At 71.7% G+C, this 12,888-nt stretch carries 11 protein-coding genes, 1 pseudogene and 1 riboswitch; of the genes and pseudogenes, 8 read left to right on the top strand and 4 right to left on the bottom strand.

Annotated elements, in window-relative coordinates; all coding sequences use genetic code 11:
- Positions 1-507: 507 nt before the first annotated feature.
- Positions 508-1,162 (bottom strand): annotated as a pseudogene (locus tag ACQPZK_RS13185) (mechanosensitive ion channel family protein); the annotation flags it as partial.
- Positions 1,163-1,326: 164 nt separating this feature from the next.
- Between ACQPZK_RS13185 and ACQPZK_RS13180 the strand changes: the two are divergent.
- The 7 genes from ACQPZK_RS13180 to ACQPZK_RS13150 all read left to right on the top strand — a co-directional run bounded on the left by ACQPZK_RS13180 (position 1,327) and on the right by ACQPZK_RS13150 (position 8,298).
- Positions 1,327-2,457 (top strand): peptidoglycan recognition protein family protein, encoded by a 1,131-nt coding sequence (locus ACQPZK_RS13180; RefSeq protein ID WP_433538569.1) that lies wholly within the window; start codon positions 1,327-1,329, stop codon positions 2,455-2,457.
- A 119-nt stretch (positions 2,458-2,576) separates the two neighbouring features.
- Positions 2,577-2,990: a VOC family protein gene (locus tag ACQPZK_RS13175; protein ID WP_433538568.1), complete on the top strand. Its 414-nt coding sequence runs from the start codon at positions 2,577-2,579 to the stop codon at positions 2,988-2,990.
- A 61-nt stretch (positions 2,991-3,051) separates the two neighbouring features.
- Complete coding sequence (locus ACQPZK_RS13170; RefSeq protein ID WP_433538567.1) at positions 3,052-4,626, top strand: FMN-binding glutamate synthase family protein; 1,575 nt, start codon at positions 3,052-3,054, stop codon at positions 4,624-4,626.
- Positions 4,627-5,387: 761 nt separating this feature from the next.
- Positions 5,388-6,089 carry a GNAT family N-acetyltransferase gene (locus ACQPZK_RS13165; RefSeq protein ID WP_433538566.1) on the top strand — a complete coding sequence of 234 codons (702 nt, stop codon included), beginning with the start codon at positions 5,388-5,390 and terminating at the stop codon, positions 6,087-6,089.
- A gap of 69 nt (positions 6,090-6,158) precedes the next feature.
- The gene (locus ACQPZK_RS13160) at positions 6,159-6,596 is read left to right on the top strand and encodes a VOC family protein (protein WP_433538565.1); all 438 of its coding nucleotides are present in this window, start codon (positions 6,159-6,161) and stop codon (positions 6,594-6,596) included.
- 57 nt (positions 6,597-6,653) lie between these two features.
- Positions 6,654-7,841, top strand: a complete 1,188-nt coding sequence (dinB, locus tag ACQPZK_RS13155) for a DNA polymerase IV (RefSeq protein WP_433538564.1) — start codon at positions 6,654-6,656, stop codon at positions 7,839-7,841.
- A 103-nt stretch (positions 7,842-7,944) separates the two neighbouring features.
- A complete protein-coding gene (locus ACQPZK_RS13150) occupies positions 7,945-8,298 on the top strand; it encodes a hypothetical protein (protein ID WP_433538563.1) in 354 nt (117 codons plus the stop codon).
- Between the two features lie 75 nt (positions 8,299-8,373).
- Here the strand turns inward: ACQPZK_RS13150 and ACQPZK_RS13145 are convergent, their stop codons facing one another.
- A complete protein-coding gene (locus ACQPZK_RS13145; protein ID WP_433538562.1) occupies positions 8,374-9,042 on the bottom strand; it encodes a transglycosylase family protein in 669 nt (222 codons plus the stop codon).
- Positions 9,042-9,209: riboswitch (cyclic di-AMP (ydaO/yuaA leader) on the bottom strand. It overlaps the preceding gene by 1 nt.
- A 224-nt stretch (positions 9,210-9,433) precedes the next feature.
- Positions 9,434-11,350: a molecular chaperone HtpG gene (htpG, locus tag ACQPZK_RS13140; protein WP_433538561.1), complete on the bottom strand. Its 1,917-nt coding sequence runs from the start codon at positions 11,348-11,350 to the stop codon at positions 9,434-9,436.
- A 193-nt stretch (positions 11,351-11,543) separates the two neighbouring features.
- On the opposite strand from htpG, the gene ACQPZK_RS13135 reads away from it, so the two are divergent.
- Positions 11,544-12,242: an SDR family oxidoreductase gene (locus ACQPZK_RS13135; protein WP_433538560.1), complete on the top strand. Its 699-nt coding sequence runs from the start codon at positions 11,544-11,546 to the stop codon at positions 12,240-12,242.
- Between the two features lie 110 nt (positions 12,243-12,352).
- On the opposite strand, the gene ACQPZK_RS13130 is transcribed toward ACQPZK_RS13135, so the two are convergent.
- On the bottom strand, positions 12,353-12,859 hold the full coding sequence (locus tag ACQPZK_RS13130) for a hypothetical protein (RefSeq protein ID WP_433538559.1): 507 nt from the start codon (positions 12,857-12,859) through the stop codon (positions 12,353-12,355).
- Positions 12,860-12,888 lie beyond the last annotated feature (29 nt).

Raw genomic sequence — 12,888 nt, 5'->3', positions numbered from 1 at the left:
TGTCGTCCGTCGACGACCGCGCCGGCGTGGCGTCCGGGTCGGACGGCCGGGTGACCACCTGCGTGGCCTCTGGGTCGGAGAGGTGGGGCGTCACCTGTGCGGCGTCCGCGTCGGACGGCCGGGTGACCACCTGCGTGACCTCGGGGTCGGACTGGCGGGAGGTCACCGGCGTGGCGTCCGCGTCGGCCGGCCGGGGGACGACCTGCGTGGCGTCGCTGTCCGAGGACCGGGTGGTCACCTGCGTGGTGTCCGCATCCGACGGGAGCGTCGTCGCCGACGTGCTTCCCGCCGCGAAGGGGCGACCCACGGCCGACGCGCGGTCCGCGTCGGCGCGGGCGGCGGACGACCGGGCCGCTTCGGCCTCGGCGCGGGCGGCTTCGGCGCGCGCAGCCTCGGCGCGGGCGGCTTCGGCGCGCGCAGCCTCGGCGCGGGCGGCTTCGGCCTCGGCCTCGGCGCGAGAGGCGCGGTAGGCGCGGGCGTGCGTGGCGATCAGCTGCGACTCCTGCTCGGCGCGGGTCAGCCACGACTCCCAGCGATTCTGCATCGGACGGATGAGGCCGCCACCGACTCCGACCACGAGGATGCCGCCGACCGTGGCCAGCACGGCGATCAGCACCGGGGTGGTGACCGCGGTGGCCACGCCGATCTGGTTCAGCGCGGCGATGACGCCCAGGCCGAGGATGAACACCGAGGCGATGCCGGCCAGCGCCCGGCCGTACGACAGCCCGCCGAGCGCGCCGCCGATGATGTCCTTGACGGCGTTGGCGATGGCGGCGGCGACCACGACGATGACGATCGCGACGAACGCGCGGGGCAACCACGCGACCACGGCGGTGATGAGGTCCGAGATCGGGTTGGGCCCCCAGATGCCGAAGGCGAGCTGGAGGGTGAGCAGCAGCACGGCGTAGTACACGAGCTTGGCGACGATGTCGCTCGCGTCGTACCGGGAGCGGTTCAGGGCCCGACGGATGCCGCCGCGCTCGACGGCGCGGTCGAAGCCGACCCGTTCGAGGACCTTCTCCACGATCTTCAACACGGCCTTGGCGATGAGCCATCCGGCCACCAGGATCGCCAGGAAGGCGACGGCCTTGGGCAGGAAGAGCATCACCGAGCGGAGGGCGTCGCCCACCGCGTCGCTGACGTTGTCACTCATATTGGTCATTCCTTAAGGGGCAGCGCGGACAGTCCGCCCCGACCTACCCCCACCAGCGGACACGGAAACGCGTCTGGCTCTGGCGCGCGGCCGGGTCTGGCAATATTCTCCGTGATGCGTGCGGCCATTGGAGCTACTTTTCACCCCCGCCGTCGGCCGCAGGAGGAGATGTCATGCACGTCGAGCATTCCGAAGTGGACCGCCGGACACTGCTGCGCGCCGGTCTCGGCGCGGCCACGGTCGCCGTCGTCGGAAGTGAACTCGCCTTTGCCGGCGCGGCCCAGGCCGCTCCCGGGGAGGACCTGGACTGGATCATCGGCTGCGACGAGTGGGGCGCCCGCCCACCGGCGGACCCGCTGTCGGTCAGCGCCATCGCCACCAACAAGATCATCGTGCATCACATGGCCTTCCCGAACGTCACCGACTACTCCCGCGAGCAGGCGGTCAAGCTGGCCCACGACTGCCAGGACCTGCACATGGACGGCAACGGCTGGTCCGACACCGGCCAGCACTTCACGGTGAGCCGGGGCGGCTACGTGCTGGAGGGCCGCCGGGGCAGCCTGGAACGCCTCGAAGCCGGCGACCGCCAGATGATCGCGGCGCACTGCCCGGGTGAGAACGGCCGGGCCATCGGCATCGAGAACGAGGGCACCTACGTCACCGAGACCCCACCGCAGGCGCTGACCGACTCCCTGGTCAAGCTCTGCGTGGCGATCTGCCGGCAGTACGGCCTGCACGCGTACGACATCTTCGGCCACTGGGACTTCCGCACCACCGAGTGCCCGGGCGCCGCCTTCTACCGGCAGTTCCCCGAGCTGCGGCGGCGCGTGCACGCCGCCCTCGGCACCGCGCTCGGTGACGTGCCGGCCCGCCGCTGGCCCGACCTGTGGCGGTTCGTCAACTCGCCGTCGGTCCGGGTGGTGCAGCACCTGCTGGCCTTCCGCGGCTACGCCGTGACGGTCAGCGGCACGTTCGACGCCGCGACGGTGGCCGCCGTGCAGGACTGGCAGGCCCGCAACGGCATCGCCGTGGACGTGGACGCCACGCTCACCACGCCGACCTGGGAGACCCTGGCGCCGGAGTTGGACCAGCACGCCGCCGGCGCGCCCGTCACGGCCGTCCAGGAGATCCTCGCGACCAAGGGGTACGCCGTCACCGCCACCGGGGCGTACGACCACGCCACCCGCCGGGCCGTGCAGGACGTCCAGGCGCTGCACGGGCTCCCGCGCGACGGCAAGCTCAGCACCAGCACCTGGTGCGTGATCGTCGGCGGCATGGTCCGCCAGTCGTTCAAGCGCCACTGACCCGAGGTCCCGGAGGCGGCCCGGCGTCGGTCCGCGTCGCCTCCGGTACGGGCGCGCCTCGTTGTCCACCCGCCCACTGCCTGCCACGATGGCGCTGACCAGGGCAGAAGGAGGGTGCTGTGCAGTCGCGACTCAACCCGTACCTCAACTTCCCGGGCACCGCCCGGGCGGCGATGGAGTTCTACCACCGCGTGTTCGGCGGTGAGCTGAGCGTGACCACGTTCGGTGAGTTCGGCACCACCGAGCCGGGTCTGGCCGACCAGGTCATGCACGCGCGCATCGAGTCCACGAAGGGCTTCGTCCTGATGGCCTCGGACACCGCGCCCGGCATGAACCACGTTCCCGGCACCAACATCGCCATCTGCCTGAGCGGCGACGACGCGGACGAGCTGCGCGGATACTGGGAACGCCTGTCCGCGAGCGGGTCGGTGACCACACCGTTGGAGAAGCAGATGTGGGGCGACGAGTACGGCATGTGCATCGACGCGTACGGGATCGCCTGGCTGGTCAACATCACCCAGCCGGCGGCCTGAGCAGCGCGATGTCGACGGCCGACCGGTTTGGCCGACGGCGTGGGCGGAAAGACTGCCCGGCATGACCTGGGCCCGTCGAGCCGTACCCGCCGTCGCCGCCGCGGTGGCGGCCCTCGCCGCACGCGACCTGATTCAGCGCGACCACGCGCTGCTGCGCAACTTCCCGGTGCTGGGCCGCGCCCGGTACCTGCTGGAGGCGATCGGGCCGGAGCTGCGCCAGTACATCGTGGCGGGCAACAACGAGGAGCGCCCGTTCACCCGGGACCAGCGCCGCTGGGTGTACGCGTCGGCCAAGCAGGAGAACAACTACTTCGGCTTCGGTACGGACAACGACATCGAGTACAGGCCCGGGTACCCGATCATCAAGCACCGCACGTTCGGCCGAGCCGTGCCACCGTCGTCGCCGACGGCCGGGCACGACGTACGACTGCCCTGCGCGAAGGTGCTCGGCGCGGCCCGGGGACGGGCAAGCGCCTTCCGGCCGCAATCGGTGGTCAACATCTCCGGCATGAGCTTCGGCTCGCTCTCCGGCAACGCCATCACCGCGCTGAACAAGGGCGCCGCCCTCGCCGGATGTCTGCAGAACACCGGCGAGGGTGGCCTGTCGCCGTACCACCGCAACGGCGGTGAGCTGGTCTTCCAACTCGGCACGGCGTACTTCGGCTGCCGCGACGAACACGGCCGGTTCAGTCTCGACCGGCTCAAGGACCTCGTCGCCGGCGCACCCGTGCGCGCCCTGGAGATCAAGCTCAGCCAGGGCGCCAAGCCGAGCCTCGGCGGTCTGCTCCCCGGCGCGAAGGTGTCCGCCGAGATCGCGGCCACCCGGGGCATCCCGGCCGGTCAGGACTGCGTGAGCCCGTCTCGGCATGCCGAGTTCTCCGACTGCGACAGCCTGCTGGACTGGGTGGAGCTGCTGGCTGCCGAGACGGGCCTGCCGGTGGGCATCAAGTCGGCGGTCGGCGACCTGAGCTTCTGGCAGGAGCTGGCCGGGCTGATGCGCGACACGGGTCGGGGCGTCGACTTCGTGACGGTCGACGGCGGCGAGGGCGGCACCGGCGCCGCACCGCTGATCTTCACCGACTCGGTGTCGCTGCCGTTCCAGCAGGGCTTCTCCCGGGTCTACAAGGTCTTCGCGGAGCACGACCTGCACGAGCAGGTGGTGTTCGTCGGCAGCGGTAAGCTCGGCCTGCCGGACAACGCCGTGGTGGCGTTCGCGCTCGGCTGCGACATGGTCAACGTGGGCCGGGAGGCGATGCTGTCGATCGGCTGCATCCAGGCGCAGAAGTGCCACACCGACACCTGCCCCACCGGCGTGGCGACACAGAACGCGTGGCTCGCCCGGGGCCTCGACCCGACGCTCAAGTCCGTCCGGGCGGCCAACTACCTGGCGACACTCCGGCGGGACCTGACCAAGGTTGCCGAGGCGTGCGGCGTGGAACACCCCGGCCTGATCGGCACGGACGCCGTGGAGATCCTGGACGGCCGCACCGGCTCCACCCCACTGCACGAGGTGTACGGATACCGGCCGCACTGGGGCCTGCCCTCCCCCGCCGACCAGAAGGAGATCATCCGGCTGATGACCCCGGAGGCGCCCCAGGGCGGCAGCGCCCCGCCGTCGCCCACCGCCGTCGGCTGATCCCGCCCACCCTCCAAAGCCCCACGACCCACGACCCACCTTCCACCGCACACGAGCACACAGGCACACGGGCCACCGCCCACCGGCCCACCGCCACCAGCCCGCGGTCACGCGGGACCGGCCCACCGACCACCGTCACCAGCCCGCGGGCACGCGGGCACCGGCCCCCCGCCGCTGGCTCACCGCCCACCGCTCACGGGCGCACGGACGCACGGACCACCGGCCCACCGCCACCAGCCCGCGGGCACGCGGGCAGGCGGGCAGGCGGGCAGGCGGGCAGGCGGCAGGCGGGCAGGCGGGCACCGGCTCACTACCCACCACCGCCCACCGCGCACGGGCGCACGGGCCCACGGGCGCACGGGCCACCGGCCCGCCGCCACCGACCCACGGCCCACCACCACATAGGCCAGCGACCACCGGCCACCGCCACCGACCCACGGCCCACCACCGCACGGTCCACGACCCACCGCCTCACGACCCACGGCCGCCCCGCCCCGCCCCGCCCTGAACTCGACCCGCCCCGCCCCGCCCCGGCCCGGCCTGGCCCGGCCCGGCCCGGCCCGGCCCGAAGAGCGTGATGCCTGTGAGTCATCAAGATGACTGACAGGCATCACGCTTCTCGTGGTGCTTGCGTCCCGACGCCTCTGCGATGCCATCCGGCACCGCGCAGGAAGCGGGTACGCCCGAGTTCTCCTGTGGCGTCGTCCGGCAGCTCGGGATATCTCCTGGAGGCGTGCACCCGGCGCGCCTATGGTGGCGCGGTGCTGATCAGACGCGAGACTTCCGCCGATGTCGACGCCATCCGGGCCGTGCACGCCGCGGCCTTCGCCGCCGCCGACCACGGCCCTGCAAACGATCCGGACCACCGCCCGGACCACGAGCCGGTTCACCGCCCGGACCACGGCCCGGATCACCGCCCGGACCACGAGCCGGATCACCGCCCGGACCACGGCCCGGACCACGGCCCGGACGACGCCACCAGCACGGACACCGCCACCAGGACCATCAATGGCGGTCACGCCGGCCGCCTGCCGGTTGAGGCCACGCTGGTCGACGCGCTGCGCGCGGACGACGGGTGGCTGCCCGCGTACTCAATGGTGGCGACCGATACCGACGGCCTGGTGGTGGGTCACGTGGTGGCCACGCGTGCCCGCGTTGCGGGCGCGCCGGTGGCGTTGGGCCTCGGGCCGCTCGGCGTGCTGCCCGGGTGGCAGCGGCGCGGCGTCGGCAGCGCCCTGATGCACGCGGTTCTCGGTGCCGCCGACGCCCGCGACGAACCCCTCGTGGTGCTGCTCGGGCACCCCGGGTACTACCCGCGTTTCGGGTTCCGACCGGCCGTTGAGCTGGGCGTCACGCCGCCGCAGCCGTGGGGCCCGCAGTACTTCATGGCCCGCCCACTGACCGCGTGGCGCGAGTCGATCCGGGGCGAGTTCCGCTACGCCCGCCCGTTCGACGACCTGTGACCCGATCCTGTCGGTCCGTCGCGAGAGGATGGCGGACCGACCGACCAGACCAGGATTGAGGAGGCTGTCATGGCCCGTGAAGTGCAGATAACGTTCGACGCCGCCGATCCGGCCGCCCTGTCGGCGTTCTGGGCCGACACCCTCGGCTACGAGTTGCAGGGCCCGCCCGGCGACTTCGACTCGTGGGAGGCCGCGTTGGACGCGATGGGCGTGCCGCCGGAGCGCCGCAACGACGCGTCGGCGGTCGTCGACCCGACGGGGGCCGGGCCACGGCTGTTCTTCCAGCGGGTGCCCGAGGGCAAGCAGGCCAAGAATCGGGTCCACCTCGATGTGCGGGCCGCGCCCGGGCTGACGGGCGACGACCGGATGGCGGCCCTGGAGGCGGAGGCCGACCGGCTCGTCGCCCGGGGCGCCAAGCGGCTCGCCCGACACGAGCCCGCTCCCCCGCTCGGCGCCGGCCACATCGTGATGGCGGACCCGGAGGGCAACGAGTTCTGCCTCGACTGAGCGGAAGTTCTCCCAGCTCACTGCCGTGACGAACGGCCATCATGCGAACATGTGTACGTGTCGTACGGCGCCCACATCCTGCACGCCGACCTGGACGCCTTCTACGCGTCCGTCGAGCAGCGTGACGACCCGCGCCTGCGTGGGCGGCCGGTGATCGTCGGCGGTGGCGTGGTGCTGGCGGCCAGCTACGAGGCGAAGGCGCGGGGTGTCCGCAGCGCGATGGGCGGTCACCAGGCACGACGACTCTGCCCGGACGCGATCGTGGTGCCACCCCGGATGTCGGCGTACACGCAGGCGAGCCGGGCGGTGTTCGAGATCTTCCGGCAGACCACGCCGTTGGTCGAAGGGCTCTCCATCGACGAGGCGTTCCTCGACGTGGGCGGGCTGCGCCGGCTGGCCGGCACGCCAGCCGAGATCGCCCAGCGGCTGCGCCGCGAGGTCCGCGACCGGGTCGGCCTGCCGATCACGGTGGGTGTGGCCCGGACGAAATTCCTGGCAAAGGTGGCCAGCGGGGTGGCGAAACCGGACGGGCTACTGGTCGTCGCCCCCGATGCCGAGACCGCGTTCCTGCATCCGCTGCCGGTGGAACGCCTCTGGGGCGTCGGCCCGGTCACCGCTGCGAAGCTGCGGGAACGCCGGATCCGTACCGTCGCCGACGTGGCACGCCTCGGCGAGGCCGCGCTGGTGTCCCTGCTCGGGGCGGGCGCCGGCCGGCATCTGCACGCTCTCGCCCACAACCGCGACCCACGGGCGGTGCAGGTGGGCCGCCGCCGGGGCTCGATGGGCGCGCAGCACGCGTTGGGGCGCACCCCCCACGCGCCGGAGGAACTGGACGCCATCCTGGCCGGCCTGGTCGACCGGGTCGCCCGGCGGATGCGGGCGGCCGGACGGTCCGGACGCACCGTGGTGCTACGACTCCGCTTCGGCGACTACACCCGCGCCACCCGTTCGCACACCGTGCGCAAGGCGACCGCGGACACCACTCCGCTGCTCGCCGCCGCGCGGACACTGCTGCGGGCCGCCCTGCCGGAGATCGACCGGCGCGGCGTCACCCTGCTCGGCGTCTCGGTGGGCAACCTGGACGACAACCCGGTGCAGCCGGAGCTGCCGTTCCAGGCCGACACCGGGGCTGACCTGGACGCCGCCGTGGACGCGGTCCGCGACCGCTTCGGCTCGACGGCGCTCACCCGGGCGGTGCTGCTCGGCCGCGCTCCCGGAGTCGAGATGCCGCTATTGCCCGACTAGAACGCCCCGCTCGGTGCGACCGGAGACACATCACAGCAGGTCGGCGGTTTAGCCGGTCGCACACGGGTGAAATCTTGAGGCGAAAGCCTGACGAGGGGGGCCCATGTCCGACGAGACCAGCGACCGACCGAGCCGTCGCGCCGAACGCCCGCACGACGTGACCGACCCGCTGCTCTGGCAGCTCGCGGTCGACGTGCTCGATGCCCACGAAGCCGACGACGAGGGTCACTGCCGCAATCTCCAGTGCGCCGGCCAGTCCTGGCCGTGCGCGGCGCGTACGACCGCCGAGCAGTCGTTGCGACTGGCCCGCAGCACCCCCGAGTCGGTCGAGTCGGCCGTCGACGGTGCCGGGGCCGGTGCCGGCTGGCCGGCCGAGGTTCCCGCGCCGGCGCAGCGTTGGGGCTGGAACGCCGACGTGATGGCCCGGCGCGAGGCGAGGACCGCCTCGGCGGCCTGACCCCGTCCCGCGAGGACAGCGCCAGACGAACGAACGCTCGGCCGGTTCCCCGGCCGAGCGTTCGTCTGTTGTGCGTCAGAGAGCGAGCCGCTGCCCCGGGAAGATCAGACCCGGGTCCGCGCCGATCAGCTGACGGTTGCGCTCGTACAGGGCCTGCCAGCCGCCGGTGCGCGGGTTCCGGTCGGCGATCTCCGACAGGGTGTCCCCCGCCGTGACCACGTACGTGTCGCCGCTGGCCGTCGGGGCGGTCCGCTCGTGACCGCGGGTGGCCGGCTGGTCGCCGCGCGACGACCGCTCCTTGCCGGAGGTGGACGTCGACGACTTCGAGGTCGACTTCGTCGAGGACTTCGCGGTGGACTTCGTCGAGGAACCGCCCGACGAGCCGCCCTTGCGGCCGCAGGTCGGCCACGCGCCGATGCCCTGCCCGTCGAGCACCTTCTCGGCGATCGCGATCTGCTCGCCACGGCTGGCCAGGTCGGCGCGGGCGGCGTACTTCTTGCCGCCGTAACCGGCCCAGGTGCCCTGGGAGAACTGCAACCCGCCGTAGTAACCGTTCCCGGTATTGATCTTCCAGTTGCCGCCGGACTCGCACTGGGCGATCGCATCCCAGTTGACACCGGCCTGGGCCGGAGCCGCCGGGCCGAAGAGGGCGACGGCGCCGGTGACCGCGCCGACGGCCAGGGTGCCGACGGCGACGCGGCGGGTGGTGACCCGTCGATGACGGGGGGTGTACGCAGACGTCATGGAACGTTCCTCCACGCCGGCGAGGTGAGCTGTCGGGTTCGGGCCGAGGAGCCCGGCCGCGCGCTGGCGGCTTCACCCCGAGGTGACATGCACCGAGGAACTTGGGTCCCCCGCTCCTGCCCGGGTTCTGTTTCCGACGACCGGGGGCAGGATTTGGCGTTGCCGGTCGCGGCGTCCACGGTGGTGGACCCGACCGACGGTAGGCACGGTGGGTGACGGTCGCCCACCGCTTGTGAAGTTGTTCACCGGTCCACACGAGGCGTCCCCGCCAGCGGTTGCGGACGGCATGAGGATGTGCACCGACCATCGTGGACCGTTTCCGATCAGGCGGTGTCGGTGTCCGGGAGCGGCCGGCGGGCTCCTTGCATCGGCGCCCGCCGGCCGCGAGCGGCTACAGGGTGCGCGCCAGCCGGTCGGCGAGCGTACGGGTGAACCGAGCCGGGTCGGCCAGCTCGCCACCCTCGGCGAGGACCGCCAGGCCGTACAGCAGCTCGGCGGTCTCGGTCAGGGCCGGGCCGGAGTCGCCCTGCTCGTGGGCCTTGCGCAGCCCGGCGACCAGCGGATGACCCGGATTGATCTCCAGGATCCGCTTGGTCGAGGGGACCTCGTGTCCCATCGCCCGGTACATCTTCTCCAGCGTCGGCGTGAGGTCGTGCGCGTCACCGACCACACAGGCCGGTGAGGTGGTCAGCCGCGACGACAGGCGGACCTCCCGGACACTGTCGGCCAGGGTCGTGCCCAGCCAGTCGACCAGCGCGGCGAACTCCTGCCGCTGCTGCTCGCGCTCGGCCTCGGCCTGCTGCTTCTCCTCGTCGGTGTCCAGGTCGACCTGGCCCTTGGCGATCGAGCGCAACGGCCGGCCGTCGTACTCGCCGACGCGCTCGACCCACACCTCGTCGACCGGGTCGGTGAGCAGCAGCACCTCGTGGCCCTTGGCCCGGAACGCCTCCAGGTGCGGGGAGTTCTCGATGGTGGCCCGGGACTCGCCGGTGGCGTACCAGATGTCGTTCTGGCCGTCCTTCATCCGCGAGACGTAGCCGGCCAGGTCGGTGGGCTCCGCCGCGTCGTGGGTGGACGCGACCGACAGGATCTCCAGCAGGGTGTCGCGGTTGTCGGTGTCGTCGATCAGCCCTTCCTTCACCACCGCGCCGAACTCCGTCCAGAAGGTGCGGTAGCGCTCGGCGTGGTTGGCCTTCAGGTCCTTGACGGTGGCGAGGACCTTCCTGACCAGGCGGCGGCGGACGATCTGGATCTGCCGGTCCTGCTGGAGGATCTCGCGGGAGATGTTCAGCGACAGGTCGTGGGCGTCGACGACACCCTTGACGAAGCGCAGGTAGGTGGGGACCAGCGGCTCGCAGTCGTCCATGATGAACACGCGCTTGACGTAGAGCTGGACGCCACGGCGGCCCTGCGGGGAGAACATGTCCAGCGGGGCGTGGCTGGGCAGGAACAGCAGCGCCTCGTACTCGAAGGTGCCCTCGCCCTTCATGTGCACGACCTCGAGCGGGTCGGCCCAGTCGTGGCTGACGTGCTTGTAGAACTCGTTGTATTCGGCGGCGTCGACCTCGTCGCGGGGGTGTGCCCACAGCGCCTTCATCGAGTTGAGGGTCTGCACCTCGCTGGTGGCGGGCTCACCCTCGGCGCCGGGGCGCTCGACGCGCATGCGGATCGGCCACGCGATGAAGTCGGAGTAGCGCTTGACGATCTCGCGGATCGTCCATTCGGCGGTGTAGTCGTGCAGGTTGTCCTCGGTGTCGGCCGGCTTGAGGTGCAGGGTCACCGAGGTGCCCGCCGGCGCCTCGTCGACGGACTCGATCGAGTAGGTGCCCTCGCCGGTGGACTCCCAGCGGGTGCCGCCGGTCTCGCCGGCCTTGCGCGTCAACAGGGTGACCCGGTCGGCGACCATGAACGCGGCGTAGAAGCCGACGCCGAACTGCCCGATCAGCTCCTGCGACGCGCGGGCGTCGGCAGATTCGCGGAGCTGGCGCAGCAGCTCGGCGGTGCCGGACTTGGCGATCGTGCCGATCAGCCGGACCACCTCGTCCCGGGTCATCCCGATGCCGTTGTCCCGAACGGTCAGTGTGCGGGCGTCCCGGTCGACCTCGATGGCGACGTGCAGGTCGTCGGTGTCGGCGACGAGATCCTTGTCGACGAGCGTCGCCAGCCGCAGCTTGTCCAGGGCGTCGGACGCGTTCGAGATGAGTTCCCGCAGGAAGACGTCCTTGTTCGAATAGATCGAGTGGACGACCAGCTGCAGGAGCTGACGCGCCTCGGCCTGGAACTCCAACGTCTCGGCCTGGTTGCTCACACCGTCTCCCTTCTCGGCTCGTGCGCAGGTTCGCGCAAAGGATACGAGCCGTCACCGGCGTGGGTGTGTGCGCCTCCGGGTCGTATTCCCGATTCCCGTCCGCCCGTCGCGTGAGCTAGCTGACTTTGCTTAACAGAAGTCAGCCGGATAACGTTCCTGTCGACAAGTCGCCACGAACCCTGGAGCAGTCCCCATGAAGATCGCTGGAAGCACCGCCCTCGTCACCGGCGCCAACCGGGGCTTCGGCCGACACCTGGCCGCCGAGCTCGTCTCGCGCGGGGCGACGGTCTACGCCGGCGCGCGTAACCCGGACAGCGTCGACCTGCCCGGCGTGACGCCGGTCCGACTGGACATCACCGACCCCGCCTCGGTGGCCGCCGCCGCGAAGCTGGCCGGCGACGTGAACCTGCTGGTCAACAACGCCGGCATCGACAGCCGGGCGGACCTGCTCGAGGGTGACCTCGACCTGATCCGGCTCGAGCTCGAGACCCACTACCTCGGCAACCTGTCGATGATCCGGTCCTTCGCGCCGGTCATCGCCGGCAACGGGGGCGGAACCGTCCTCAACGTGCTCTCCGTGCTGTCCTGGGTCAACTTCCCCCTGCACGGGGCGTACGGCGCGGCGAAGTCGGCCGAGTGGGCGATGACCAACGCGCTGCGCCTCCAGCTCGCCGAGCGGGGTGTCCGGATCGCCGGCCTGCACGTCGGCTACATGGACACCGACATGGCCGCGACGGTCACCGGCCCCAAGTCCGACCCGGCGGAGATCGCCCGGATCGGCGTCGACGGCATCGAGGCCGACGCGTACGAGATCGTCACCGACGACATCAGCCGGCAGGTGCAGGCCGGGCTCGCGGGCGGGGTCGCCGCGCTCTACCCGCAGCTCCCCTGACCGATTCCAGCCCGAGCAAGCGACGGGCCGCCGCCGGAGAGCACCGGCGGCGGCCCACCCCTTTCGGGTACGCGGTCAGCTCCCGCCGCGCACCCCGTCATCGCTCGCGGTCAGCAGCCACCGCAGGTGTAGAAGAGGATGTCCCAGTGGCTGCCTTCCTTGGTGTAGAGGTTGCCCGACGGCGCCCGGTACTGGTACCCGAACCCGGAGATGTAGCCGACATAGGTGTAGTTCGCGGAGATGTAGTTCTGGATGCACGTGCTCAGCGCGATGTCGAGCTTGTAGCCGTTCCAGTGGCTGTACGTGCCCCCGGCGTGCCCGACCTCGGTGCCCGCGGTGATGGTGACCGCGCAGCCACTGGCCCGCTTGAAGGTGATGATGCCGTCGATGGTGGCCTGCCGGACCCCGTCGAACGAGGTGCAGGTCGACACGTTGCGGTCGCTGCAGTTGCCGCTGGAGGTCCAGGAGATGCCCGCGGCGCGTAGCTGCGACGTGGCGCTGGAGTGGCTGATGGCGAAGGCCGGAGCGGCCAGGCCGAACGTGACGCAGACCGTCGCCAGGGTGGCCACGAGCAGCGTGAGCACGCGGCGGCGCAGGGTGGATCGAGTGGATGACATGGCACTCCCGTTCGCGTGAGGCGGAATTC

Origin of the sequence: Micromonospora sp. CA-249363, assembly GCF_050950185.1 — a bacterium.
Classification (GTDB): domain Bacteria; phylum Actinomycetota; class Actinomycetes; order Mycobacteriales; family Micromonosporaceae; genus Micromonospora.
Note: the sequence above shows the minus strand (reverse complement) of the source record. Positions and strands in the feature narration are given on the sequence as shown.